Here is a 26,648-nt window from a genome sequence, read left to right on the forward strand (position 1 = left end):
TCGTTAACGACCTTCGCGAGCGAGCTCGCTCCTACAAGTAAGCGGATCACGCCACACGATTGAGTTGCACTGCGTGCTGCTCGACAAACCCGGCACTCAACTCGATCACCCTCCGGTACTGCAAATCGACGGTGATCATGTGGTAGCAGTTGTCCAACAGGATCTTGGTCACCGGCCCGCCGAGGTGGCGCTCTACGTAGTCAGCGTTCCAGCGGCTGGTGATGTCGTCCTCGATGGAGTGCAGCACCAGCGCCGGCACCTTGATCTGCGGCATGCGTTTCTTGACCACGGCGTTCATGCGGTGCAGCTCGCGCACGGTGATGCCTTCCATGGTCAGCAACCCCGCCTCGCTGCTTTCGCCTTCCTTCATCTGCCGCTCGACGATGGCCCGCAGGCGCTCGTTCTTGATGCCGTAGGGTGGCTTCTCTTCGAAGCTACAGATGTGTACGCCGAACGGAATCTTCATCAGCAAGGGCGTGAGAAACGCCAGTTTGTTGATGCTCCAGCCGTCGTACTTCAAGGTGGTGGAATACATCAGCAACCCGGCAACTTGCCCGGGGTGTTCGGACGCCACATACATCGACATCACCGCGCCCATGGACAAGCCACCGACAAACACCTGGGCGTGGCGTTGCTTGACCTGTACGAAGGTCTTGCGCACGCCTTCGTACCAGTCCTGCCACCCCGTAGCTTGCAAGTCGCTGTTGTCGCCGCAGTGCCCGGCCAGCGTGGGCACATACACCGTGCAGTTGCCCGCCTTGGCCAGGCCCTTGGCGACCTGGCGCAGCTCGGTCGGTGTGCCGGTCAGGCCGTGGATCAACAGGATCCCGACCGGACCATCACCGAGAACGAAACCGGCAGTGCCTTCACCGAGGTCGATCCCTTGAGCATTCACCGCGTGGTCGCTCGCACCAGCAATTGCTCGAGCAACTTGAGGCCCAGGTCGATTTCCGGGTAGCTGATCTCCAGGGACGGCGCCAGGGTGATCACGTTCTTGTAGTAACCGCCCACGTCGAGGATCAGCCCGAGTTTCTGACCATCTACCACCATGTCGCCTTTCATGCCTTCTTCGACCATGTAGTCCAGGGTCGCCTTGTCCGGGGTGAAGCCATCCGGGCCGCAGATCTCGCAGCGCAGCGCCAGGCCCAGGCCGTCCACATCACCGATGATCGGGAAGCGTTTTTGCAAGTCTTGCAGGCCTTCGAGGAAGTATTTGCCCTTGGCCATGACCATGGCGCCGTAGTCGACTTCGCTGGTCATCTTGAACATTTCCAGGCCCACCGCCGTGCCCAATGGGTTGGAGGCGAAAGTGGAGTGGGTAGAACCTGGCGGGAAGATCTTCGGGTTGATCAACTCTTCACGGGCCCAGATGCCGCCCAGTGGGTTGAGGCCGTTGGTCAGCGCCTTGCCGAACACGATCACGTCCGGCTGTACGTCGAAGTGTTCGATCGACCAGAGCTTGCCGGTGCGGTAGAAGCCCATCTGGATTTCATCCGACACCATCAGGATGCCGTGCTGGTCCAGGACCTGCTTGAGCTCGCGATAGAAATTCATCGGCGGGATCACGTAGCCGCCGGTACCCTGGATCGGCTCGACGTAGAAGGCCGCGTATTCGCACTGGTTGGTTTTCGGGTCCCAGACACCGTTGTATTCAGTCTCGAACAGACGAGCGAATTGCTGCACGCATTGGCTGCCGTATTCTTCCTTGGTCATGCCCTTCGGACCACGGAAGTGGTACGGGAATGGGATGAAGTTGGCGCGTTCGCCAAAGTGACCATAGCGACGACGATAGCGGAAGCTGGAGGTGATCGACGAGGCGCCGAGAGTCCGGCCGTGGTAGCCGCCTTCGAAGGCGAACATCAGGCTCTTGCCATTGCTGGCGTTACGCACCACTTTCAGGGAGTCTTCGATGGACTGCGAACCGCCGACGTTGAAGTGCACACGGCCATCGAGGCCGAACTTGTTCTTGGCGTCGACCGCGATCATTTCCGACAGCTCGATCTTGCCTTTGTGCAGGTACTGGCTGGCGATTTGCGGCAGCGTGTCGATCTGCTTTTTCAGCGCGTTGTTCAGGCGCGGGTTGGCATAGCCGAAGTTGACAGCCGAGTACCACATTTGAAGGTCGAGGTAGGCCTGGTCTTCGGTGTCCCACACATAGGAGCCTTCGCAGCGACTGAAAATCCGCGGTGGCTCGATGTAGTGAACAGTGTCGCCGTAGGAGCAGTACTTGGCTTCTTTATCCAGAAGCACCTGGTCTTCGGCGGTAGCGATACGGATATCAGACATGATGGAAGAGTTCCTGTTTGTCAGAAGAGGTGTTGAAGGTGGTGGCGTTGGCGGCGAGGCCTTGTGGCAACTTGGCCAGCAACGCCGGCACTTGCGCAAAGGTGTCGAAGCGCGCATGAGGAATCTGATGGGCGACGCAGTAGTCGGCGAGGCTGCCTTTGGCGAACACGAAGTCGGCGGTGGAAGCCACGCACATGTCGGACTTGCCGTCACCGATCACCAGCACGCGCTTGTTGCGCGGCGTGGATTTGCACTTGCAGTTACCGGACGCGGCGCGGCAGGCATCGCTGGCATACGGGAAGTCGATGCGCCAGCTGTCCTGGTCGACCTGGCGCAGGCGGTTGGCGAGGATCGGCAACAGGGTCACGTAGTTGCGCGAGAGGATGCGGGCAATGCCCTGCTCGATGCCGTCGCTGACCACTTCGATGGAAGCACCCAGGCCCATGACATGATCGACGAAGTCCGGGAAATCCGGGTCGATCTCGACGCTGTCGAAGTAGGCCAGCAGTTCAGCCGGGGTGGCCTTGATCAGCGCCAGTTGGCGGCTCAGGCATTCGCGTGAACCGATATGCCCATCCAGCCATTCCTGCTCAATGGTTTCCCACTCGGGGCCGGCGAAGCGTTGGAGGACGTTGTCGATGACATCGCTGGGGGTAATGGTCCCGTCGAAGTCACACACGATATGCCAGTTGATCATCTGCCTTTCCTTCAGGTAAAGGGCCTTGGAGGGGCGCGCTGTCTGCGCTTGCCAAGGGATAGAGCAGGGACTGTGCCAACTGGCCAAAACCCGCAGGGCCGGGGGTTGGCGCGAAATGCGCAGCGATATATGTCGCAGGAGCTACAATTTTTGTAGCTTGCTACAAACAACATGAGTGCTTGCGCAGCCGCGCCGGTTTGCGCGTTCATGCGCGCCTGCCTACTTTCAGGAAACGTCTCCATGTCCAAGCTCACTGCTGCTGTATTCACCGGTTTACTTGGAGGGTGGGGCCTTTGCAGTGCCGCATGGGCAGAGGGCATCACGGGCGACGTAGGTGCTGGCCTCAGCTATCAGCCCCACGACCCCACCGGCAGCCGCTACGAAACCCGGCCGGTGCCGTACCTGGACCTGGATTGGGGCGACGTGAGCCTGAGCACCGATGACGGCCTCACCTGGAGCGCGCTGGACACCCACGGCCTTACCGCTGGCCCCTATATCAACTACCTCTCGGGGCGCACCTCCAACGGTGAGTTGCAAGGCCTGCGCAACGTGTCGGACATGGCGGAAGTGGGCGGTTTCGTCCAATACGCCCCGGCCAATTTCTGGCGGGTCTACGCGCAATTGGGCCAGGCCGTGGGCGGCGGGCATTCCCAGAGCGGCGCCCTGGGTAAAATCGGCGGCGAACTGGGTTACCCCTTGGGTGGCGGGATTATCGGCAGCAGCGGCCTGGTTGCGCATTTTGCCGATGCGCGCCAGACCAATACCTTCTTCGGCGTGGACAACAACGAAGCTGTCGCTTCAGGCCTGCGGCCGTATAACGCGAGTGGCGGCTTTCAGAACGTGACGCTGAGTCAAAGTTTTTCCTTCCCCCTGGCGCCCCATTGGTCACTGCTGACCAGCGCCAGCTGGGTACACCTGGTGGGGTCGGCGGCCAAGAGCAGCATCGTCAAGGAGGCTGGCCAGGTGAATCAGGGCCAGGTGCAGACGGCGATCAGCTACACCTTCGACTGAATTACCCGGAAGCAAAACCGGGAGCAAAATGTGGGAGCGGGCTTGCTCGCGAAAGCAGTGTGTCAGTCAGCTAATACTTAGTTGATCCACCGCATTCGCGAGCAAGCCCGCTCCCACATTGGGCTTGTGTTTCATAGCACTAACTTCAGTGTTCTTCACCTTCAGCCAACAGCGCGATACCACCGATAATCACCACCACGCCCACCCAATGCAACGCGCTGATGTGCTCCCCCAGCCCCAGCCAAGAACCCAGCAGTACGGCCACAAACACCAGCGAACTCAGCGGAAACGCCAGGGACAAGCTGCTACGCCGCAAAATCAGCATCCACACAAAAAACGCCCCGAGATAGCTGGCAATCGCCGCCAGAATTCCTGGGTTGCGCGCCACGTCGGCCAGCCATTGCCAACTGAAGTCCATCGGCCCCAACTGATCGCCGGCCACCTTGGTGAATAACTGCCCGGCGCTTTCGGTGGCGATCAGCAGTGCCCACAGCACCAGGGTGCCAAGCCGCCCATGCAGCCAGCCGGTATTGAGTGTTTGCGTTGTCATGCCTGGTTCCCCGCGATTGCTACCAACATCACACCCAACATGATCACCAACGTGCCCAGCCAGCGACGTCGGCTGACGGCTTCCTTGAGCACCACCCTGCCCGCCAACACCACCAGGCAATAGGCCAACGCCGCCAGCGGAAACAGCAGACTCAAGGGCGCACGGGACAGCGCTTCGAGCCAGACAAAAAACTCAATCACATAGGCGCCGACGCCGGCCCACAGCAGCGGCGCATTGAACACCTGGCCCCAAAAGGCACGCAGGCGAAAACCGCCATCGAGTTGCGGCAAACGGTCCACGCCCAGTTTGAAACACAGCTGGCCAATCACATCCAGGACGATGGAAAACGCCAGTAACAACACCACGGTCAGGGTCACGGGAACAGCTCCTCAAACAGGTCGATCAAGGCTTCATTGGTTGCGGCGTTACGCTGCAAGTCTTGCGGGCTCCAGCGCTCCGGTGGCGGCTGGTCGGACTTGGCTTCCCAGCGCTTGAACGCGTTGCTGAATGCCGGCGTGGCGAACTCACCGCAGACGTCGATGCCGATGATGCGTTTACCCGCCGCCAATGCCCGCAGGGCCTGGAGCAAATGGGTCAGGCGCATGCCGCCCTGATCCCAGTTGGTGGCGGCGTCTTCACTGGCGAGTACATCTTTGTCGATGGTGATCCAGATCGCTTCGGTGGGCAGGCTGGCAATCATCTGATCGAGGAAGGCTGCCCAATCCAGGTCCGCCAGGTTGCGCCAGTGCAGATGGTTTTCCTGTTGCTGGTGGCCCGCGCCGTCACCGACCCGGCCCCAGACCTTGGATGGCGGATGCTGCCAGGGAAACAACTGCAAACGCCCGCGCTTGAGGGCGCCGAGGTTGCCGCCGCGCAGTTGCGGGTTATGCAGGTCATCGCTGCACGGGCCGAGGGTGACGATGCGTTGGATCGCCGGCATCTTCAACGCCCGGTTGACCCACGAACCGCAGTGCCGCTTGGGCGCAAAACGCACCCAGTCGGGGTGGTTGTCGAAGTGGATCAGGCTGACAGGCTCTTTGAGGTCGGCCAAAAAGGCCGGCGTGAGGTGGTGATAATCGCCGGAGCCGACAAACAGGAGTTCCGGGCGCGCATCACGGGGCCGGGGCCGCTGGGCCAGGCGCTCAACGAAACGCTTCCAGGTTTTTTCGGTGGACCACAAACGCAATTTCGGGCCCAGGTCCAGCAGGTCCAGGCGCGTGGCCCGACCGCTGGCCAACCGCCGGGCAATCGGTGCCTGGCCGGTGAGGCTGTGGTCAAGGTCAAGAATGTTCAAGGTAAGTTTCACCCCTAATGGCAGCGCCCAACCGCAGGCCGGTTGGGCTTTAGGGGGGTAATGCAAGGGATGGGCCAGCGTTTCTCTTAACGCCCACACAGATCAAATGTGGGAGCTGGCTTGCCTGCGATGGCCATAGGTATCTACACAACTTTGCGCGTTGCAACAGCAGACGCTAACCACGATGCGAAGCGAGCCGCTCTTGATCTGTTCTTGATCTGCTCTTGATCTGCTTTTGATCTTAAGCGCCCCGTTAAACCACGCTGGCCGGAATTCGACAGTGATTTGGGGGGTAAACCGGCAGGGATGCCGGTTTAGCCGCCCCGCGCCATGGATGGCGCGTGGCGGCGGCCCCCCAAATCACTGGCGGATTACGGGCACACCGAGCCTAAGCGAGGTGCCGAGTGGTGGGGCAAGAGCGTTTTGCTTACTTTTGCGCTTTTCAAAAGTAAGACGCCGTCAGGGCGGAACCTTAAGCGGCCGTTACCGAAATAACGGATATGTACCCGGTCCAACTGTGTTGACTGCCAGGCCGCCTTCGCAGGCAAGCCAGCTCCCACATTTGGATCGCGGGGTGCCAGGTAGATAGGCGCCGGCTGCCAGGCCGTCACGGGAGCAAGCTCCCTCGCCACAGGCCCAGCACACCAAAGTTGTGTAGATACCTATCCTGCGATGGCGGTGTGTCAGCCACCTCATTTGCAACTGACAGCCAGCTCCCACATTTTGCTCCGTGCTCGGCCTCAGGATTTCGATTCGTTGATGATCTGGCGAATCGCACCGACGAAGGCTTCAGCCGGTTGCCCACCGCTCACCGCATATTGGTCATTGAAGACAATGGTCGGCACCGAACTCACCCCACGGGAAACCCACAGCTGCTCCTGCTCGCGGACCTCGGCGGCGTATTCATCGCTAGCAAGAATCTCGGCGGCGCGCGCAAGGTCCAGGCCGACACTTTCGGCGATGATCGCCAAGGTCGCGTGGTCGGAAGGGTCCTGGCCATCGCTGAAATACGCCTTGAACAGCGCTTCCTTGAGGTTGTACTGCAAACCTTCCAACCCGGCCCAGTGCAACAGACGGTGCGCGTCAAAGGTGTTGTAGATACGGCTCTGACCATCGGTACGGAACGCAAAGCCCAACGCGGCGCCCATGTCACGGATACGCGCACGATTAGCCTGGGACTCTTCAGCCGTGGAGCCGTACTTTTCGGTGATGTGCTCGACGATGTTCTGACCTTCGGCGGGCATGTTCGGGTTCAGTTCGAACGGTTGAAAATGAATCTCGGCCTGCACCTCGCTGCCGAGCTGGTCGAGGGCTTCGGTCAAGCCGCGCAGGCCGATGATGCACCAGGGGCAGGATACGTCGCTGACGAAATCGATTTTCAGGGGAGTACTCATGGTGGGCAACCTCGCGGGCAATCATGCGCATAAAGGTTGCACGATACACCACCTTCACAGCACCTTCGAAGGCTCGCTCAAATCGATCTGCGCCCAGTGCGCGGCATCCTGGCGATGGGCTTGCAGGTAGGGCAACACCGCCGCCAACAAGGGCGTCTTGAACGCTTCCTGAAAACGGTGGGCCAGGCCGGGAATCAATTTCAACTGGCTGCCCTGGATATGCGCGGCCAGGTGCACGCCGTGCATCACCGGCAGCAAGGGGTCGGCGGTGCCATGCACCACCAGCGCAGGCACGCGCAGTTGGTTGAGCAAGGGCACACGACTTGGCTCGGCCAGGATCGCCATGATCTGGCGCTTCACGCCTTCGGGGTTGAAGGCGCGGTCATAGGACACCGCCGCCTGGTGCAGCAACGCCTGGCGATCGTCCTTGATATCCGGGCTGCCCAACGCCGCGAGCAAATCCGCCTGTTGCTCCAGCGCCACCTCACGGTTGGGCGCGCTGCGCCGCGACAGCAATTGCACCAGCGCCGCATTCGGCGCGGGCAGGCCCTCGGCGCCGGAGCTGGTCATGATCAGGGTCAGGCTTTCCACGCGCTGCGGCGCCATGGCTGCCAGGTGCTGGGCGATCATGCCGCCCATGCTCGCGCCGAGTACGTGAAATTGCTGCACCTGCAGCGCGTCCATCAAACCCAGAGCGTCGTCGGCCATGTCGGTCAAGGTATAGGGCGCGGCCACCGGCAGGCCGAGCTTGTAGCGCAGCACTTCGAAAGTCAGGTTGGCGCTCGCCGGCGCCTGCCGCCAAGTCGACAGGCCGACGTCGCGATTGTCGTAGCGAATCACCCGAAAGCCTTGTTCGCACAGCGCAACCACCACTTCATCCGGCCAGTGAATCAACTGCCCGCCCAGGCCCATCACCAGCAGCAACGCAGGGTCGGACGCACGGCCGATACTTTGATAGGCGATGCTCACCTGAGCCAGGTCGACCGTTTGGGTCGGGACATTGACATCACATCGAGAAGCCGCAAAGGACGGCAGGCCGAACAGGAGAGCGGCCACTAAAAACAACGCACGCATGAAAAACACCAAAACGCAGAACCCCAGTAGAGCGCGAGTCTGATGAAGTTTGTTCAAGCGCGCTGCCACAGTTCGATGACAGTTTGATGAAGAGTGCCCAGTGGTCGTGGTCGACACGCCCCACAACATGAGACAAAATCAAGCAATCCGTTTTCGTCGCAAATTATATTCATGGAGCGCCTGTGCTCGAAATCCGTCATTTGAAAACCCTGCACGCCTTGCGCGAAGCCGACAGCCTGGTGGAAGCCGCCGAACGCCTGCACTTGACCCAGTCCGCCCTCTCCCATCAGTTCAAAGAACTGGAAGAGCGCCTGGGCATGCCGCTTTTCGTGCGCAAGACCAAACCGGTGCGCTTCACCAGCGCTGGCCTGCGCCTGCTGCAATTGGCCGACGCCACCCTGCCGTTGTTGCGCGGTGCCGAGCGCGATATTGCGCGCCTGGCCGGCGGCACCGCCGGGCGCTTGCACATGGCGATCGAATGCCACAGTTGTTTCCAGTGGCTGATGCCGACCATCGACCAGTTCCGCGATGCCTGGCCGGAAGTCGAGTTGGACCTGGCCTCGGGCTTTGCCTTCGCGCCGCTGCCGGCCTTGGCCCGTGGCGACCTGGACCTGGTGGTGACCTCCGACCCGCTGGAACTGCCGGGCATCACCTACGTGCCGCTGTTCACCTACGAAGCCATGCTGGCGGTGGCCAACCAGCACGCACTGGCGAACAAGTCCTACATCGTGCCGGAAGACCTGCTGACCGAAACCCTGATCACCTACCCGGTGGAGCGTGACCGCCTGGACATCTTCACCCGTTTCCTTGAACCGGCCGACGTCGAACCGGCCCAGGTACGGACCTCGGAGCTGACGGTGATGATGATGCAACTGGTGGCCAGCGGCCGTGGGGTGTGTGGCATGCCCCACTGGGCGCTGCATGAATACAGCTCGCGCGGGTATGTGAAGGCCAAGCGGTTGGGCGAGAAGGGGTTGTTCGCCACCTTGTATGCGGGCATTCGTGCCGACATGCTGGATGCGCCTTACATGCGCGACTTTTTGCTGACGGCCAAGGACACCTCGTTCTCCACGCTGGATGGCGTCAGCGCGGTGCGTTGAGCGGGGAACAGCTTCATCGAAATAATGTCATCGCCTTGCCGTAGGAGCGAGCTTGCTCGCGAAAAACTCACAGGCGCCGCGTTTATTCAGGAAGCACGCGTTATCGTTGGCGTTTTTCGCGAGCAAGCTCGCTCCTACAGTGCTCGATCGTTCCCGCGCGTAGGAGCGATCGGGCAGTTAGTCAACTTGCAGTTCACGCCACATGTGGATCTTGTCGAAGTACTCCAGGCCTACCCGCACGGCCAGTGGCTCGAGGCCGTATTGAATGAAGCCGCAGCGCTGGTAGAGCGCAAAGGCGGCGTCATTGCCGGCGGTGACGGTCAGTTGGATCAGTTTGAGGCGCGGGTGGCGGCGGGCTTCTTCCAGTGCGGCTTGCACCAGTTGCCGCCCAAGCCCCTGCTGTTGATAAGCCTCGGTCACGTACATGCCGAACAAGGTCACCTTGTGCCGCGCCTTTTCGCGAGGCTCGTAGGCCAGGCCGACGATGCCGGCCAGTCGCTCCCCATCAAAGCCGCCCAACAGGCAATCCAGCGGGCTGTCGAGACGCTTTTCCCACCAACTCAATGGCATCGAGGCGCGCTCCGCGACACTGGACGTGAACGCTTGCGGATACGCGCCATAGGCCTCGAGCATCAGTGCCCGATAGGCTTGCGCATCGTCGGCGTCCAGCGGGCGAATCATCATACGGTAGCCAGTGAATCGCGATAGAACGGCAGGATCAAATCGCGCGTCAACGGCGCTAGGTGCAATACACTTTCGCCCATGGGATCGATCCAGCACACCTCTTCAATCTCTGCTGCAGGGGTGACGGTGACGTCGATCCGCACCTTGAACAATTCAGCCTGTACGATAAAACCCGGCTCGTTGGCCGCGGGTGCCGAGAACTGACCAAGATAAACAGCTTCGCTCGGTTCAATGCGCAGGTTCAGCTCCTCGTGCAACTCACGGGCGAGCGCCTCGGCAGGTTGCTCGCCGGCGTCGATCTTGCCACCCGGTTGCATGAAAGCCAGGGTATCGCGCTTGCGCACCAGCAGGGTTTGACCGTCGCCACGGATCAACAGCGCGGCCGCAATGCGGATAGTCTTGGACATGGAACGCCCTCTCTCGGATTGAAAAGCGGCCAAGGATCCCACGCGCATTCTGCACACGCAACTCGCGCGCGCAGGGCGATTTTATTCCGACATACATACACCGCCAGGCGCAGTTTCGACCACCCTACACTCGCAAACTCATATTCAGCAGGCTCGCTGCACCTCGGTGCGCCGCGCCTTTATAAGAGTTTACTCATGCACAATTCATCGCCTCCACTCAACGAATCACCCACTGACGAACCGCAACCTCTACCGGCCGACAGCGCGTCCACCACTACCGTGCAACCGATGACGCTTGCAGTCGTGCCACCGGCGTCACTTTCCGCCGAAGAACAGCTGGCTCACCTCACTCGTGAACTCGACAAACTCAACGCACAGACCTCTGAGCTGGTAAGGCGACAGCCGAGTGTCGGCCGCGTGTACCAGCAGCAACTGGCCGAGATATTTCCCGATGTACATCTGCCCATCAATCCCAACGAGATTTTTTACAGCCGCTATCGCGAAGACCAGGAAGGGCAAAAGCACCTGCTGTCCTGCAAACCACTGGGCTCGCTGCTGGCCACCTTACGCATGCCTGGCGAGGAGTCTTATCTGACCAAAGAGAGCGGCGCCTTCTACCGCGAATGCAACACCCTGGACGCCGATAAACGCCTATCTCCCACTGCCTCGATGACAACCCTGGCCGCCAGGCTGGAAATTGCCATCACGTTGAGCCTGAATACATTCTGGGGGACTGGCGAGCCCTCCCAACCCGACACGGAGGGGCAATTGGTCGCACTGCGACGACAAGTGCTGGCTCATCAACTGGCATTGCGCTCGGTGGACGGCACGTTGTCGGCGCATGCACAAAGGCTGGCGGAGAACGTGCTCAAGTACCCAAGTGCTGCGGCACGTGAACAGGTGTTTACCCTCGACAACAGGCCCACGGTGTACCGGCTGGCACTGGAGGATGGCAGTGAATTCGCCGGCGCATTCATTCTGGCCCCCACGGGCAAGACCCCTCTGACGGGTAAAGTGATGCTCTATAGCCCCAGCGAGGAGTTTGAGGAATTTGAAAACCTGGCGCGGTTGAATGACGCCGTCGCAACGCGCATACAAGACGGCTCAGCGGCAGGCAAGCTATTGATCGCAAGCCTGCCGACGGCCGCCCGCGCCGCGCTGAACGGCTTGCCCGTACTGACGACGGCCCCGTCACCGATAGACGCTGACGTGATTGCTGACAGTGTTCGCGCATTGCGAGTCAGGCAACATTTCTCTATCCGTAATAGCTTGCACAGGGAGCCCTTACCCACCACAGGCGAACTCAACCTGGCCGCAGACCTGACGCCACAGTTGGATGTCGCGAATGCCTTTATGGCACGCACCCTACGTTTGTTGACGACTGAACCTGCATGGTTGAAAGCCTCCAACGAGCAAGACCAGGCCCGGTACAGGCAACTGGAGCAGGAACTGATTGACAGCAATGAGGAGCTCGCGCCTCATCTTGAGAGGATCTTGACACTGGAAGCGTTCTCCCAGCAGGAGACCGACCGGGTGCTGAAAAAACAGAAACCTGCGTATGCCAATGTGGATATTGACCCTTATAGAAGCCTGGTTCATCTGCGCGTGACAACGTCCTCACGGTCCGCCGAGGTGACGGGGTATCGTAACGAGGCGGCGACCCTTGTCTACATCAGCGAAGACCGCAAGATCCATATCCCGCAGTGCCTGCCGGGTCAAAAACTGGTGTGGGGCACCTGGCGTACCCAAGCCGTGGTGGATTTGCGCACACTCGCAAGTTACACCCAGCGGAATGTCGACCCTTGGTCGGTGCATGACATACACAGAATAGTCAGCGCCACCGTCAACATCGTCGACACGGCCGGCAACCCTCACGGAAAACTCGGGAACGACGATTTGCGTGCCCTCGCCACAGAGGCTGACATTGGCCAAAAATACGATACGTATCTGCGCTCAGCCTTCTCGCAGAGCAGCGGGGCAAGTACCTTCGCAACAGCCTGGCAGCGCGCCAACGCGGCAAGAATGAACAAGGACGCCCTCGAGAGCCGTCTCAACCCTGACGCCGCCAAGCTGTTTACATTCAAGACACCAGGCAGTGGGCTTGACTGGATAAAGGCAGTCACTGAGCACCCCGACTCAACTACTCGGCCCCGGGTCAGCGAGTTCGAGATAGAGGTCAACCTGTTGGTATTGGGTGCCGCCCAGGAGAGGGGTCAAGGGGGACAGGTCATGCATCGCGTCCTGGTCATTCATCGAAAAGGCACCAAGCCCGATGGGGTCAGTGTGCTGTATACCCCGGATGCGCCAGATGGCGGGCCCTTCAGGGAACTGGTCAACGGGCTGGCAGAGCTGGACACGCTGAAAGCAAAACCCGAATGGCAGACCTATTTCAGACGCCAGATGGCCACAAAGGATACGAACGAGATAACGCGGATCTTCAACGATACGCGCAGTGTGTACCGCTACACCTTGTCACCGATAACCGGCAATTTCCACGCCTACCTGTATTCGGCGCAACTGGGTTTTCAGCTCGCGCACGCCGATTACCGTTCACGGAGCAACGCGCAAATTTTCCGCGAGTCGGCGGTGAACGCCTTTATGTTTGGGGTGGAGGCAGCCGATTTTCTGCTCGGGCTGATACCCGGCAAAACCGCCCTGTCGTTTTTGCGCCGAGGTATCAACCGTGGATTAGACGTGGCCAAACAGCTTGGGCGGCGCATTCCGGGACTGGCGAGTAAAATCGGTACGGGCAGGAACATCGGTATCGTACAGACCGGTGCTTCAGTCCGCCCGCTGGAACCCGCCTGGGTCAATGCGGCGCCGTATCGGCTGCCTGAGCAGATAGCGCCGTTCTTTGACGCCGTCGAGTTTGCCCGCATCCACAGATACAAGCTGACCCGCCAGTCGGGCAGCGCACCGTACTTTCTTGATAAACACAATAACCAGTTCATCGCGATGCGCGACCCAACAGGCCGCTATCACCTGTATCAGTCCTATGTAGAAGACGGCGCACGCTATGTGAAAGACCCGGCAGGTAACCAGGTGGACTTTATGGTCGTGCCAGGAGACGCAAAGAGCTGGAAGCCCCGTTTCGAACGAAATGCTATAGGCGGAGGTTCCCTTCTGGGTACCCTGCGTTCTCTGACCCCTGAACAGCAAGTGGACGCGGACCTGCTCGCGGCCATGCGGCTGTTCGCAACAGAAGGGGAAATGCGGGATTTCGCACGCGTCATAGAACAAACCGGTGCTGCCCAGAAACTCGATTTGATCACTCAGGCCCGACAACAGCTCGGCGCCCTGGATGAAGCTGAATTTCGCCGCTGGCTAGCAAACCCGAGAAGCTTGAGCCGAGTCAATCAAGAAAGAGTACGTAGCGCCGTGTTAAACCTGCGGTTCGAACTGGCCACGCTTGAACATATACACCTGTCGACACAGCATTTTGCGCAACCTTTGTCTGCGTTTGACAAGGAGGAGCTGTTTAAAAAAGTCAAAAGGCTCATTGGCAAAAACGACAAGCTCGACAAACAAATCAGAACATCGATTGCCGTTCTCGACCCCGATACAGAGGCAGAATTTGTCGGGTACGCCATCACGAATAGACATCAGACCGCGATGGATAAATTCGCGGCAAAATATGAACTTTATACATGGCGAGATGCTGCATTGAAGGTGTTTGCAAGCAAGCCCGAACACCTACGACGTATTAATCAACTCGCCTCCGATCAAGGAATTACACACCAGCAGGCGATACGCCGATTCTTGTTGCTGCCTGAGACAAAAAGCACCCTGGATGCATTCATGAAGGATACCTTCAAGGCGAAAATGGCCAGGCTTCAAGTCACCTCCTTTTCAGAGGATTTCAAAAAATCCGGCATTCCCTATATCGCCCTGTCCCGAGGCCAGCACGGGGCAGACGCTGGCGTAGCCATGGTGGACAGCAAAGACGTCACAGCATTTGAAAAAGCCCTGCCCAAATTCTCTACACCCTTGGAGTTTGAGCAACCCCGCCCTCCAACCAGAGGCCAAAGGCCAGAGCCGCCCGTGCCCCCAGTCCCGGATGTACCGCCCCTCCCCACTCGCGATCCGCACATCAACATTGTGAAGCTGGATGATCTGGCACAAACCCAGAAAAAACTCATGCCCGCCCCCGCCACGGCCAAACTTGAGCAAATCAGCCAGGATATCCAAGCCGGTCGCCTCAGCCGCAAGCGAATAGGCAACTACACCTATGTCGATTTACCCCAAGTACAGGCCGGCTCGGGCCGTGGTCTTTGGCGCGTGGCAATTGAACAGAACGGCAAAGAAGGTGGCAAAGATGTCTACATCATCAGGGGAATCTTTGATTACCACGGCAGCAAGCACGTAGCCTGGGGCGTATAGCTACAGGAGTGGCGGCACTTCGTCGGGCGTTTTGATAAATACACTGTACTTGGCGCCCTCCATGGCCTCGAACGCGATCAGCTTGTCCACCAGCGGCAAGTTCAGCACCTTGCCGGCATTGAGCAACAACATGCCGTTGTCGGCATTGAGGTTGCGGGCCAACACCATACCGGCCTCAAGCTCACGGGTAGTGAGGACTTTGACCGTGGGGTCGCCCAGGGTCACATCGCTGAGGAAGGTGGCGCAGGCTTGCACAAAATCTTCCACCAGCGCCGGGTCATACAAGCGCCCGGCGTATTTGCGGATATACAACAGCGCTTCATCGCTATTGAGGTGGCGCTCCAGGATCAAGCCTTTCTGCAATTCGATAAAATCCACCGCCAGCTTCAGCAGCCGTGAACCGGGCGGGATGGTATCGCCCTTGAGGTGGTCGGGAAACCCCGTGCCGTCCCAGCGCTCCTGGTGATGACGAATGATCCGCGCCGCGTCCTTCATCGGCTCCAGGGTCATCAGCAGCGACTCGCTTTGCCCTGGATATTCACGGTACAAGCCGCGGTCGGTGCTATGCAGCTTGTCCGAGGGTGCAACCATCATGCTGTCGGTCCAGCTCAACTTGCCGATGTTGTACAGCGCGGCAGCCATGGTCAGGTCGCGGGTGCTGGCTTCGTCCATGGACTGGGCGGCGCAGTAAACGCGGATCAACTCGATCAGCGCGCGGTTGGTCTGTTTGTCCTTGGGCAAGCGCAGGTTGGCCAGCAGCGAAAACACTTCGGTGCCGGTCACGTAGCTGCGCTTGAGTTCGTCGTAGGCCAGGTCGAGCATGTCGGCGGTTTGTTGCAATTCGGCGGTACGCGCCGCCACGCGTTTTTCCAGGGTGGTGTTGAGCAGCTTGAGCTGTTCGGTCTGGTCTCGGGCCAGGCGTTCAAGGCGTTGGTGCTCGAGGGTTTGCTGCAACACCAGTTGCAACTCCTCGTCGTTCCAGGGCTTGCTGATGTAGCGGTGGATTTGCCCGTCGTTGATCGCCTTGATGATGGTGGTGAGGTCGGCGTAGCCGGTGAGCAGGATGCGGCTGGTGGCGGGATACAGGCGGTGAACCTCGGCCAGCAGTGTGGCGCCGTCCATGCCGGGCATGCGCGCATCGCTCATCACCAGATCGATAGGCCGGGTCGCCATGATCTCCAGCGCCTGGGCGCCGCTGGTGGCCAATACCACGTCATAGGGCTGGCCGCGCAACAGGCGGCGCAGGCTGTTAAGGATCGACTCTTCATCGTCGACCAGCAAAACAGCGGACTTCGTAGCGAGTTGTTCATCCATGGCGACTCTGCCTTCAAATTAAACGAAGTTAAGCTAAATTGAATCCGCGCAATACAAAGCGCGATTGATTTGACGCCAACTGGCCGTCGATATCAAGGGAACTCAACTATGCTGCATTGCATGCTCGCGCCCCGTTCAGCTGTGGAACCAGGGAAGGAATTGTCATGCCATCAAGCTTTTTGCACGTGCCGAGTGCGCCATGAAGACGGAGTCGGGCCGGGCCAACCGGCGCATCCTGATCGTCGACGACACCGCTTCGATCCACCAGGATTTTCGCAAGATCCTCTGTGCCGACGAGCACGGCGAGCCCTCCCTCGATACTCTGGAGTCGGCCCTGTTCGGCACCACGGCGCCGGTGCGCCAGGCGTTTGACCTGGATTCCGCCTACCAGGGCCAGGAAGCCTTGGCACTGGTCAAGAAAGCCCTGGACGCCCACTCGCCCTACGCCATGGTGTTTATCGACATGCGCATGCCCCCTGGCTGGGACGGCCTGCACACCATCGAACAGCTGTGGGAGGTGGACCCCAACCTGCAAATCGCCCTTTGTACGGCCTATTCCGATTACTCCTTCGAGGCCATCGAAGCGCGTCTGAAATACAACGATCAACTGCTGATCCTGAAAAAGCCCTTCGACCACCTGGAAATCCGCCAGATGGCCAGCGCCCTGACCTGGAAATGGCAACTGTCCCAGGACGCGGCCCTCAAGGTGATCAGCCTGGAGCGCACCATCGAGGAACGCGTGCAGGAGTTGCTCAAGGTCTCGCATTTATTGCAATACGACGCACTGACAGAGCTGCCCAACAGCACCTTGCTGGGCGACCGCCTGACCCAGGCGATCGCCTTGAGCCGGCGGCATGACACGCAACTGGCGGTGATGTTTCTGGGGCTCGACCGCTTCAAGCGCATCAACAACGCCCTGGGCTATCCGGCAGGCGACGAGGTGCTTGCGCAGGTGAGCCTGAGCCTGGTGGCGGCGATACGGGCCTCGGACTCGGTGTTTCGTTATGGCTCCGACGAATTCGTGGTGCTGCTCAACGATATCCAGCATCCCCAGCAAACCCAGCACATTGCGCAAAAGGTGCTCAATGCTGTCTGCGCGACTCGCCATGTCGCGGGGCATGACCTGAGTGTGAGCGCCAGCCTGGGCATCAGTATTTACCCCAATGACAGCGACAACGCCGTGGGCTTGCTCAAGCACGCTGAAACCGCAATGCGCACCAGCAAAGAACGCGGCCCGGGGGATTTCAGCTTTTACACCGAAGACATGAACCTGCGCGCCCAGCACCAGCAAAACCTGGAAAGCGCGATCCGCCAGGCGCTGGACCGCGATGAGTTTGTGCTGCATTACCAACCCAAGCTGGCACTGGAGACCGGGCACATCGTCGGCGCGGAAGCGCTGACACGCTGGTTTCGACCGCAGTCGGGCTGGGTCAGCCCGGCGGATTTTATTCCTGTGGCCGAAGACAGCGGCCTGATCGTACGCCTGACCCAATGGGTACTGCGCCAAGCCTGCGCACAAGCCCAAGACTGGCGCGAGATGGGCCTGGTGCCCCTGCGCATGTCGGTGAACATTTCGGCGATCGACTTTCGCCAACGAGACTTCGTCGACAACCTGGCCGCCATCCTTAAAGAAACAGGCCTGCCGCCCACCCAACTGGAACTGGAAATCACCGAAAGCGTGCTGATGCAGAACGTCGATGAAACCGTGGAGACCCTGCAAAAGATCAAGGCCATGGGCATCCGCCTGGCCCTGGACGATTTCGGCACCGGCTACTCCAGCCTCAGCTACCTGCGGCGCTTTCCCATCGATGTGCTGAAGATCGACCAATCCTTTGTGCGCGGCCTGCGCATCAATAGCCAGGACGAACAGCTGATCAGCGCTATCATCGGCATGGGCAAGAGCCTGGAGCTGAACATCATTGCCGAAGGTGTAGAAACCGTTGAACAGCTGAATTTCCTCAAAGCCCAGCAGTGTGAGGAAGGCCAGGGTTTTCTATTCAGCAAGGCGCTGCCTTCGAAAGACTTTGTGCAGTTGCTGCAAACGGATAGCGCGACACTGATGCCCGATCAAAAAAATAAATAGCCCTAGGCCTGCAAGGAGTGCTCGCTTGAGCAACGTCGTAAACCACCGTTCTGGCCTGATGTTCGCGTTATGCCTGGGCACCGTACCGCTCTGCGCCGCGCCGCTGAACGAAGCGCTCAAGCCCTTGCCGGCGGTTCCAGTATTGGACCCGGCCAAGGTTGAGTTGGGTCGCCAGCTGTTCAATGAGCCGCGCTTGTCGGTCAACAACACCTTGTCCTGCGCCAGCTGTCACCAATTGACCAGCGGCGGCGCCGACAACAAGCCGTTCTCCATTGGCTTTGACGGCAAGCCGGTGCAGATCAATACCCCTTCTGTGTTCAACGCCAGCCTGAACTTCAAGCAGTTCTGGAACGGTCGGGTGGACACGCTGGAGGCCCAGGTCGAGCAGGTGGTAATCAGCCCGGTGGAAATGGGCAGCGACTGGAATACCGTGGTGCACAACCTGTCCGCCCTGCCCGCTTACCAGAACGCGTTCAAACAGGCCTACCCCGATGGCGTTACCGCCTCCAATGTACAAAACTCCCTGGCCACCTATGAGCGCACGCTGCTGACACCCAACTCGCGGTTTGACCAATACTTGCTGGGCGACACCGATATCCTGACCACCCAGGAAAAATACGGTTATCAACGCTTCAAGGACTACGGCTGCATCGCCTGCCACCAGGGCGTGAACATTGGCGGCAATATGTTCCAGAAGTTCGGCGTGATGGGCGACTACTTCAAGGCCCGCGGCAACCCGCTGGAATCGGACCTGGGGCGCTACCTGCTGACCCAGGATGAAGAGGACCGCCATGTGTTCAAGGTGCCCAGCCTGCGCAATGTGGCCGTCACTGCGCCGTACTTTCACGACGCCTCGGCCAAGACACTTGAAGAGGCGGTTGACGTGATGTTCAAGTATCAACTGGGGCGCAACCCGTCCCAGGAAGACAAGGACCTGATTATCCAGTTTCTCAAGACCCTGACTGGCGAATGGGCGGGCAAGCCGCTATGAGACCCTTGTCACGCCGACACACCAGCCAGATCCTGCTAGGCCTTATCACCCTGTTTCTGGCCTCCACCCTGGTGTTTTTGTACCTCAAGTCTTCACGCGACCAGACGGCCACTTATACCCAGTCGCGCGACTTGATCCGCCAACTCCAGCAGCTCAATGCCCAGTGGGACAGCGAAGTGCTCAAGGCCCGCATCGCGATCACCCACAACTACGACCCACTGGTCACACCGCTGACCGAAATGACCCGCATAGGCGCTGAACTGCAGAGCCGCAACACCTACCACAGCGCTGCCGACCTGCCCGGTTGGCAAGCCAGCCATGCGGCGTATCTAAAGGCCATCGAGGAAAAAGCCCGGCTGGTCGACCAGTTCAAATCCCACAACGCAGTGCTGCGTAACTCATTGGCTTTTTTGCCGACGGCCGAAGATGACATCCAGGCCCAATTCAACAGCATGACCGACGAAAGCCGGCTGCAACTGCAAAGCGTGGCCACCGACACTTACGACCTGCTGCTCAGCAGCCTGGAGTTCGCCCAGGTCACCAGCGACGAACGTGCCGCCGATATCCTGGTGGGCCTGGGCAAACTGGCCATCAACCAACAGAGCCTGCCCAGCGAGTTCCAGGCGCCGGTAGAGATTCTCAGCAATCATATTTCGCTGATCCTGCGCGAACAGCCACTGGTCAACAGCCTGCTCGAGCGAATTGCCGCCGTGCCGGTGGCCGAACACCTTGATGACCTGACCACCCACCTCAATCAGGACCAGCAAACCGCTGACCTCATCGACCACCAATACCATCGCTACCTGCTGATCTTCTCGACCTTGCTGGTGGTGTTACTGCTTTACCTGGCGGTGCGCCTGCTGCGCAGTTTTGCCGAGATCAACCGCGTCAACCGCGCGTTGCAGGCCGCCAACGAGACCCTGGAGCAACGGGTGGAGCGGCGCACGCAACAGCTCAAGGATGCCCAGAGCGAGCTGATGGACAGCGCCCGCCAGGCCGGCATGGCGGAGATCGCCACCAATGTGTTGCACAACGTCGGTAACGTGCTCAACAGTGTGAATATCTCTGCCGACCTGGTGAGCCGCAAACTGCGCGCCAGCAAGGCGCTCGGCCTCGGCAAGGCCATGCAGCTGATTAACGCCCACCCGGGCGACCTGGGCACTTTCCTCACTGAAGATGAAAAGGGCAAATTGCTGCCGGGCTATCTCAACCAGTTGGTCGAAGCGATTGCCGTCGAACAGCAAGGCATGAGCGATGAGCTGGCGCAGTTGAGCAAAAGCGTGGACCACATCAAGGACATCGTCTCGACCCAGCAATCCTATGCGGGCGCATCTACCTTGCTGGAGCCGGTCAACATCAGCGCCTTGATGGACGACGCCCTGCGCATGAACGCCGGCGCGCTGAGCCGTCACCATGTCACTGTCGTGAAGGCGTACGCCCCGGTGCCGGAGATCCTGGGGGACAAGCACCGATTGCTGCTGATCATGGTCAACCTGATCAGCAACGCCAAATACGCCATGGACAAACTGTCTGAACGGCCACGGCAAATCACCCTGGCGGTGGAATCGGTCGGCGACGAGACCCTGAAGATCAGTGTGAAGGACGATGGCGAAGGCATACCACCTGAGAACATGGCACGCATCTTCACCCACGGTTTTACCACACGCAAGGAAGGCCACGGCTTCGGCCTGCACAGCTGCGCGCTGGCCGCCGTGGAAATGAACGGCCAACTCAGCGCCCATAGCGACGGGCCGGGCCTCGGCGCAGTGTTCACCTTGACCATCCCCCTGACCCTTGCCGGAAGCAGCTCATGAACCAACCTCCCAACCGGCGCATCCTGCTGATCGATGACACACCGTCCATTCATGAGGATTTTCGCAAGATCCTGATGCCCGACGAAGCCTCCACCCAGGCGCTGGATGAGATGGAGTCGGCACTGTTTGGCGACGCGGCCAAACCTCAAGCCCAGGCATTCGAGCTGCACGGCGCGTATGGCGGCGAGGAAGGCCTGGGCTTGCTGACCAGCGCCATGGCGCAACAGCGCCCCTATGCCTTGGCCTTCGTCGACATGCGCATGCCCCAGGGCTGGGACGGCGCCAAGACCATTGAAGAACTGTGGAAAGTCGCCCCCGACTTGCAAGTGGTGGTGTGTACCGCCTACTCGGACTATTCCTGGGATGACCTGTTATTTCGCCTGCACGCCCACGACCGCCTGCTGATCCTGAAAAAACCGTTCGACAACATTGAAGTCCAGCAAATGGCCAATACCCTGGCCAACAAATGGGACATGGCCCGCCGCGCCTCCCTGCAAACCTCGCAGTTGGAGCGATTGGTGGAAGAGCGCACCCAAGCGCTGCAACTGGAAATTGAAGAGCGCAAGCACCTGGAAAGCCAACTGGTGCAGTCGGAAAAACTCGCCTCACTGGGGCAACTCGCGGCCGGCGTCGCCCATGAGATCAACAACCCGGTGGGCTTTATTTCGTCCAATCTCAGCACCCTCGACGGCTACTTCAAACAGCTGCAACAGATGCTCGATGCTTACCAGCACAGCGAAGCGCATATTGCTGAGCCAGAACATCGCGACCCACTCACGGCACTGCGCAGCGAGCTGGACCTGGATTTTCTCAAGGACGACATTCCGATCCTGATCCGCGAGTCTAAAGACGGCATTGGCCGTGTGGTGCAGATCGTCAAAGACCTGAAGAATTTCTCACGGGTGGATAACGACCAGACCTGGCAATTTGCCAACCTGCAGCAAGGCATCGACTCGACGCTGAACATCGTCGCCAGCGAACTCAAGTACAAGGCCGATGTGGTCAAGCACTACGCGCCGCTGCCGGAAATCGAATGCCTGGCCTCCCAACTCAATCAGGTGGTGATGAACTTGGTCATCAATGCCGCACAAGCCATGGGCCCTGAGCGTGGCACCATTACCATCAGCAACGGGGTGGAAGGCGAACACGTATGGCTGGAAGTGGCGGACAACGGCTGTGGGATTGCGCCTGAAACCGTGCAGAAGATATTCGACCCATTCTTTACCACCAAGCCGGTGGGCGAAGGTACGGGGTTGGGCTTGTCGTTGTCCTACGGGATCGTCAAGAAACACCGTGGTGATATCAGCGTCAGCAGTGAGCTGGGCAAGGGTACGAAGTTTCGAGTGGTACTACCGATTCGGCAGACGGCGGCGTAGGACACGCCGCCGAATCATGCTCATTCATCCGCTTTTTTCGGGCTCGACCCAAACGAGGCAAAGCGCTTGTTGAACCCGGCAATCCGGCCTTCGGCCTGGGTCTTGCGCTGCTGGCCGGTGTAGACCGGGTGCGAGGCGCTGGAGACGTCCAGCGGGATGTAGGGATAGGTGTTGCCGTCGCTGTGTGTATGGGTGCGATCACTGTCGGCGGTGGAGCCGATAAGGAAGAACACGTCGGCGGCGGTGTCGTGGAACAGCACGGTGCGGTAGTCGGGGTGGATACCAGCTTTCATGAGGCCTCCGGGGCGTTTGGGTGCGATAGATGCGTTATACAGTAACATTAATAATGCAGCCAAACGAGAACAAATTGCAATAAGCTCAAGCCGATCCGAGAGGTCACTGTAGGTCGCCACTTGTCTATTCCGGGCCAGTCTGTCCCAGTGATGAGGTCAAACTGATTATTCCCACAGGTTGTTTATGGTTTCCTCAGAGGCGCAGAATGGGCGATCGACCTGAAGAGTCCGAACCCAAGGAAACCGTATGAGCCTGTCCTTGTTAAGCCGCTACGCCTTCTTCGCTGTGTGTGTCATTTTCACCCTCGCCAGCCTCCCCTTTATCGAACATGAATGGCTGTGGCCTATCACGATAGTCACCGGTGTACTCAGCCTGATCGGCATTTTCGACCTGCTGCAAACGCCTCACGCAGTGCGCCGTAACTACCCGATCCTGGGCAATATCCGCTACCTGGTGGAAACCATCCGCCCGGAAATCCGCCAGTACCTGCTGGAGTCCGACAGCGACGCCCTTCCCTTCTCCCGCGCCCAGCGCTCGCTGGTGTATTCGCGCGCCAAGAACGAAACCGCCGACAAACCCTTCGGCACCCTGATCGACGTGTACCAGTCGGGCTTCGAATTTATCGGCCATTCCATGCGCCCTGCACCACTGAGCGACCCCGGCAGCTTTCGCGTGATGGTCGGCGGCCCACAGTGCACGCAGCCCTATTCGGCGTCGGTGTTCAATATCTCGGCGATGAGCTTCGGCTCGTTGAGCGCCAACGCAATCCGCGCCCTCAACCACGGCGCCAAGCTCGGCAACTTTGCCCATGACACCGGCGAAGGCAGCATCAGCCCCTACCACCGAGAAAACGGCGGCGACCTCACCTGGGAACTGGGCAGCGGTTACTTCGGCTGCCGCACCAGTGACGGCCGTTTCGACCCGGAACGTTTCGCCGCGCAGGCCCAGAACCCGCAAGTGCGCATGATCGAAATCAAGATGAGCCAAGGCGCCAAGCCCGGCCATGGCGGAATTCTGCCCAAGCACAAGGTCACCCAGGAAATCGCCGACACCCGCGGCATCATGATGGGGGAAGACTGCATCTCGCCGTCGCGTCACAGCGCGTTTTCCACGCCGATCGAGCTGATGCAGTTCATCGCCCAGTTGCGTGAACTGTCGGGCGGCAAACCGGTGGGCTTCAAGTTTTGCCTAGGCCACCCGTGGGAGTTCATGGGCATCGCCAAGGCCATGCTCGAAACCGGCATCCTTCCGGACTTTATCGTGGTCGACGGCAAGGAAGGCGGCACCGGCGCCGCGCCGGTGGAGTTCACCGACCATATCGGCGTGCCGCTGCGCGAGGGCCTGCTGTTCGTGCACAACACCCTGGTGGGCCTGAACCTGCGCGACAAGATCAAGCTCGGCGCCAGCGGCAAGATCGTCAGCGCCTTCGACATCGCCAGCGTCCTGGCCATCGGCGCCGACTGGGCCAATTCGGCACGTGGTTTCATGTTCGCCATCGGCTGCATTCAGTCTCAGTCATGCCACACCAACAAATGCCCGACCGGCGTGGCGACTCAAGACCCGCTGCGCCAACGTGCCCTGGTGGTGCCGGACAAGGCCCAGCGCGTATTCAACTTCCACCGCAACACCCTGCACGCCCTGGCGGAAATGCTCGCCGCCGCCGGGCTGGAGCATCCGTCGCAATTGTCGGCCAAGCACTTGGTACGGCGCATGTCGGCGACGGAGATCAAGCTGTTTTCACAGCTGCATGTGTTCTTGAAGCCCGGCGAGTTGCTCACAGGGGAGGTGAACGGCGAGTTTTACTCGCGGATGTGGCAGATGGCGCGGGCGGATAGTTTTGAGCCCCATGAAATCGCTGCAGCCTAAAGGACACCTAGCATGTTGAAAGTCATCGCTGAAGACTTTATCAAGCCCGAACATCTGGAAACCGTACGTCCCTGGTACGCTGAACTGGTGGAAAAAACCCGCCAGGAGCCGCTGTGCATCGCCTACGATCTGTTTGTCGATCAAAAAGACCCCGGGCACTTCATTTTTATCGAGCAATGGCCAGATCAAGCGGCGCTGGATGCGCACTGCCAGACCGAGCACTTCACCCGGTTGGTGCCCCAGATCAATGAGCATCAATCCAAGCCGTGCCGGGTCTTGTTGATGGACACTTTCTGACAAGACCCACCGCCTGCTGAACCGGACCACCGACGGCATCGTTGAAAACAAGGAGATTCACATGCCGTTATTGGACTTCGTCGCTATCGCCGAACAATTACCTGAAAGCTGGAAATCCTCTTGCCTGGGCCAGGTCGGTCCGGCACGCATCAAGGTATTGCGCATGGATGAGCAGACGTACGAGGAAGAAACCCACGACTACAACGAAGGGTTGTTGGTGATCAGTGGGCACTTGCACCTGCGCATCGGTGATCAAGCCATCAGGGTGGACGCCGGCCAGATGTACCTGGTGGAAGCCGGCACTGCCCACGGTGTGCTCACCGGCAGCCAGGGCACCCTGGTGATCATTGATCTCTAGAGACATTCAGTAATACCCAGCCTTTGCAATTGCTTACAAATACCGCCAACCTGCGCCCGCCCGACGTGCGGCGACGCCCGCGCTCACCTATCGTCAATCAACTACTTGTTCAAGAGCCCGCTGCCATGCTGAACGGACGCGACCCGCGCATCGACTTTTTTCGGGGCTTGGCGTTGATCTTCATTTTCTGGGATCACGTGCCTCACAACCCCCTCGCCAACATCACCGTGCAGAACTTCGGGTTCAGTGACGCCGCGGAAATCTTCGTGTTCCTGGCCGGCTACGCAGCCGTGCTGGCCTACGGCAAGATTCTGCAGCGCGAGGGCTATCTCTTCGCCTGCCTGAAAATCCTGCGTCGGGTGTGGACACTCTACGTGGCGCATATTTTCCTGTTGGCGCTGTTGATGGGCATCGTGATTTTCGCCAACAGCCATATCGAGACTCGCGACCTGGTGCAGGAAATGGGCCTGGGGTATTTTCTCAGCAATACCCAGCAGGCCTTGATGGATGAGTTGCTGCTGCGCTTCAAGCCCAACCTCACCGACCCGTTGCCGTTGTACATCGTGCTGATCCTGAGCCTGCCGCTCACCCTGCCACTGCTGGTGTATGTGCCCAACGTGATGGTGGCGATCTCGGTGGCGGTGTACCTGCTGGCGCCTTGGCAGGGCTGGAACTTGCCCGCGAGCAATGGCGGGGTGTGGTACTTCAACCCCATCACCTGGCAATGCTTGTTCATCCTCGGCGGCGCAGCCGCATTGCGCTCACCAAGCCGCGCCGAAGCGCGACCGTTGCTGCGCCAACCTTTGTTCATGGCCGCCGCGGTCTACGTGTTGGTCACCTGCGTGATCACCCTGTCGTGGCGCTGGCCCGAGGTGCATGACGCCTGGATGCCACGCGTAATTGGCGAATGGCTGTACCCCATCAGCAAGACCGACCTGTCGCCGGTGCGCCTGCTGCACTTCCTGGCCCTGGCCTACGTCACCGCCAAATTGCTCCCCGACGTCGGCTGGACGCAGCAGTGGCTGGCCCTGCAATTGGCGAGGATGGGGCGTTACTCCCTGGAAGTGTTTTGCCTGGGCGTGGTGCTGGCGCCACTGGCCGACATGCTCAATGCCATGGCCGGCGACAGCCTGGCGATCAAGTTATCCACGGCCTTGGCGGGCGCTGTGTTGATGGGCTTATTGGCGGCATGGCTGGACCTGAACAAGCGCCTGGACCAACGCTACGCCAGCCGCGCCGTCGTCACGACTACATAGTTAGCGGCGCCGCCGGACACCGGGGTGGCAACTGAACCACCGCTTTCGCAGGCAAGCCAGCTCTTATCAAACAAAAAATAACTCATTGTTTTTGCTCTTAAAAATCACGCCGCTTTAACCAG

23 protein-coding genes are annotated in these 26,648 nt (G+C 59.7%); 11 read left to right on the forward strand and 12 right to left on the reverse strand.

The features are described from left to right. Positions 1–46: 46 nt before the first annotated feature. Genes DK871_RS19970 through DK871_RS19980 form a run of 3 tightly spaced genes read right to left on the reverse strand, consistent with a single transcriptional unit; the run spans position 47 to position 2,983 of the window. Positions 47–895: a carboxylesterase gene (locus DK871_RS19970; RefSeq protein ID WP_161906381.1), complete on the reverse strand. Its 849-nt coding sequence runs from the start codon at positions 893–895 to the stop codon at positions 47–49. Further along, positions 892–2,286 carry an aspartate aminotransferase family protein gene (locus tag DK871_RS19975; protein WP_161906382.1) on the reverse strand — a complete coding sequence of 465 codons (1,395 nt, stop codon included), beginning with the start codon at positions 2,284–2,286 and terminating at the stop codon, positions 892–894. The genes DK871_RS19970 and DK871_RS19975 overlap by 4 nt, the downstream gene beginning before the upstream one ends. Continuing rightward, entirely contained in the window at positions 2,279–2,983 is a 705-nt protein-coding gene (locus DK871_RS19980) for an MtnX-like HAD-IB family phosphatase (RefSeq protein ID WP_161906383.1), read from the reverse strand. The genes DK871_RS19975 and DK871_RS19980 overlap by 8 nt, the downstream gene beginning before the upstream one ends. Before the next feature lie 240 nt (positions 2,984–3,223). On the opposite strand from DK871_RS19980, the gene DK871_RS19985 reads away from it, so the two are divergent. Beyond that, the gene (locus DK871_RS19985) at positions 3,224–3,994 is read left to right on the forward strand and encodes a MipA/OmpV family protein (RefSeq protein WP_161906384.1); all 771 of its coding nucleotides are present in this window, start codon (positions 3,224–3,226) and stop codon (positions 3,992–3,994) included. Between the two features lie 145 nt (positions 3,995–4,139). Here the strand turns inward: DK871_RS19985 and DK871_RS19990 are convergent, their stop codons facing one another. The 5 genes from DK871_RS19990 to DK871_RS20010 form a co-directional block, all read right to left on the reverse strand. Then, complete coding sequence (locus DK871_RS19990; protein WP_161906385.1) at positions 4,140–4,544, reverse strand: transporter; 405 nt, start codon at positions 4,542–4,544, stop codon at positions 4,140–4,142. Further along, positions 4,541–4,921 (reverse strand): EamA family transporter, encoded by a 381-nt coding sequence (locus tag DK871_RS19995; protein ID WP_161906386.1) that lies wholly within the window; start codon positions 4,919–4,921, stop codon positions 4,541–4,543. The genes DK871_RS19990 and DK871_RS19995 overlap by 4 nt, the downstream gene beginning before the upstream one ends. Further along, positions 4,918–5,838, reverse strand: a complete 921-nt coding sequence (locus DK871_RS20000) for an arginase (protein WP_161906387.1) — start codon at positions 5,836–5,838, stop codon at positions 4,918–4,920. The genes DK871_RS19995 and DK871_RS20000 overlap by 4 nt, the downstream gene beginning before the upstream one ends. Before the next feature lie 740 nt (positions 5,839–6,578). Continuing rightward, positions 6,579–7,232, reverse strand: a complete 654-nt coding sequence (locus DK871_RS20005) for a DsbA family oxidoreductase (protein WP_003188927.1) — start codon at positions 7,230–7,232, stop codon at positions 6,579–6,581. A 54-nt stretch (positions 7,233–7,286) separates the two neighbouring features. Next, the gene (locus tag DK871_RS20010) at positions 7,287–8,306 is read right to left on the reverse strand and encodes an alpha/beta fold hydrolase (RefSeq protein ID WP_161906388.1); all 1,020 of its coding nucleotides are present in this window, start codon (positions 8,304–8,306) and stop codon (positions 7,287–7,289) included. Between the two features lie 182 nt (positions 8,307–8,488). Here DK871_RS20010 and metR point away from each other — a divergent pair, with 182 nt between their 5' ends. Beyond that, positions 8,489–9,406 carry a transcriptional regulator MetR gene (gene metR / locus DK871_RS20015; protein ID WP_003188924.1) on the forward strand — a complete coding sequence of 306 codons (918 nt, stop codon included), beginning with the start codon at positions 8,489–8,491 and terminating at the stop codon, positions 9,404–9,406. 177 nt (positions 9,407–9,583) lie between these two features. Here the strand turns inward: metR and DK871_RS20020 are convergent, their stop codons facing one another. Both DK871_RS20020 and DK871_RS20025 read right to left on the reverse strand, forming a co-directional pair. Further along, a complete protein-coding gene (locus DK871_RS20020; protein WP_161906389.1) occupies positions 9,584–10,090 on the reverse strand; it encodes a GNAT family N-acetyltransferase in 507 nt (168 codons plus the stop codon). Beyond that, positions 10,087–10,497 (reverse strand): NUDIX domain-containing protein, encoded by a 411-nt coding sequence (locus DK871_RS20025; RefSeq protein ID WP_161906390.1) that lies wholly within the window; start codon positions 10,495–10,497, stop codon positions 10,087–10,089. Before DK871_RS20025 ends, DK871_RS20020 begins: the two co-directional genes overlap by 4 nt. 195 nt (positions 10,498–10,692) lie before the next feature. On the opposite strand from DK871_RS20025, the gene DK871_RS20030 reads away from it, so the two are divergent. Next, positions 10,693–14,877 carry a DUF6543 domain-containing protein gene (locus DK871_RS20030; RefSeq protein ID WP_161906391.1) on the forward strand — a complete coding sequence of 1,395 codons (4,185 nt, stop codon included), beginning with the start codon at positions 10,693–10,695 and terminating at the stop codon, positions 14,875–14,877. Here DK871_RS20030 and DK871_RS20035 read toward each other — a convergent pair whose 3' ends face one another. Continuing rightward, a complete protein-coding gene (locus DK871_RS20035; protein ID WP_161906392.1) occupies positions 14,878–16,191 on the reverse strand; it encodes an HD domain-containing phosphohydrolase in 1,314 nt (437 codons plus the stop codon). Between the two features lie 199 nt (positions 16,192–16,390). Between DK871_RS20035 and DK871_RS20040 the strand changes: the two genes are divergently transcribed. Genes DK871_RS20040 through DK871_RS20055 form a run of 4 tightly spaced genes read left to right on the forward strand, consistent with a single transcriptional unit; the run spans position 16,391 to position 22,455 of the window. Beyond that, positions 16,391–18,274 (forward strand): bifunctional diguanylate cyclase/phosphodiesterase, encoded by a 1,884-nt coding sequence (locus DK871_RS20040; RefSeq protein WP_161906393.1) that lies wholly within the window; start codon positions 16,391–16,393, stop codon positions 18,272–18,274. Positions 18,275–18,299: 25 nt separating this feature from the next. Further along, positions 18,300–19,265 (forward strand): cytochrome-c peroxidase, encoded by a 966-nt coding sequence (locus DK871_RS20045; RefSeq protein ID WP_161906394.1) that lies wholly within the window; start codon positions 18,300–18,302, stop codon positions 19,263–19,265. Next, on the forward strand, positions 19,262–21,079 hold the full coding sequence (locus DK871_RS20050) for a DAHL domain-containing protein (protein ID WP_161906395.1): 1,818 nt from the start codon (positions 19,262–19,264) through the stop codon (positions 21,077–21,079). Before DK871_RS20045 ends, DK871_RS20050 begins: the two co-directional genes overlap by 4 nt. After that, positions 21,076–22,455 (forward strand): ATP-binding protein, encoded by a 1,380-nt coding sequence (locus tag DK871_RS20055; RefSeq protein ID WP_161906396.1) that lies wholly within the window; start codon positions 21,076–21,078, stop codon positions 22,453–22,455. Before DK871_RS20050 ends, DK871_RS20055 begins: the two co-directional genes overlap by 4 nt. Before the next feature lie 20 nt (positions 22,456–22,475). Here DK871_RS20055 and DK871_RS20060 read toward each other — a convergent pair whose 3' ends face one another. Continuing rightward, on the reverse strand, positions 22,476–22,748 hold the full coding sequence (locus DK871_RS20060) for a type B 50S ribosomal protein L31 (protein ID WP_161906397.1): 273 nt from the start codon (positions 22,746–22,748) through the stop codon (positions 22,476–22,478). A 247-nt stretch (positions 22,749–22,995) separates the two neighbouring features. On the opposite strand from DK871_RS20060, the gene DK871_RS20065 reads away from it, so the two are divergent. The 4 genes from DK871_RS20065 (at position 22,996) to DK871_RS20080 (ending at position 26,526) form a co-directional block, all read left to right on the forward strand. Then, positions 22,996–24,615: an FMN-binding glutamate synthase family protein gene (locus tag DK871_RS20065; RefSeq protein WP_161906398.1), complete on the forward strand. Its 1,620-nt coding sequence runs from the start codon at positions 22,996–22,998 to the stop codon at positions 24,613–24,615. 12 nt (positions 24,616–24,627) lie between these two features. Next, positions 24,628–24,912, forward strand: coding sequence for a putative quinol monooxygenase (locus DK871_RS20070; protein ID WP_161906399.1), 285 nt, complete (start codon positions 24,628–24,630; stop codon positions 24,910–24,912). 61 nt (positions 24,913–24,973) lie between these two features. Beyond that, complete coding sequence (locus DK871_RS20075; RefSeq protein ID WP_161906400.1) at positions 24,974–25,270, forward strand: cupin domain-containing protein; 297 nt, start codon at positions 24,974–24,976, stop codon at positions 25,268–25,270. Positions 25,271–25,395: 125 nt separating this feature from the next. Next, positions 25,396–26,526: an OpgC family protein gene (locus tag DK871_RS20080; protein ID WP_161906401.1), complete on the forward strand. Its 1,131-nt coding sequence runs from the start codon at positions 25,396–25,398 to the stop codon at positions 26,524–26,526. Positions 26,527–26,648: the final 122 nt, after the last annotated feature.

Source organism: Pseudomonas sp. L13 (assembly GCF_009935965.1).
GTDB classification, from domain to species: Bacteria; Pseudomonadota; Gammaproteobacteria; order Pseudomonadales; family Pseudomonadaceae; genus Aquipseudomonas; species Aquipseudomonas lactis.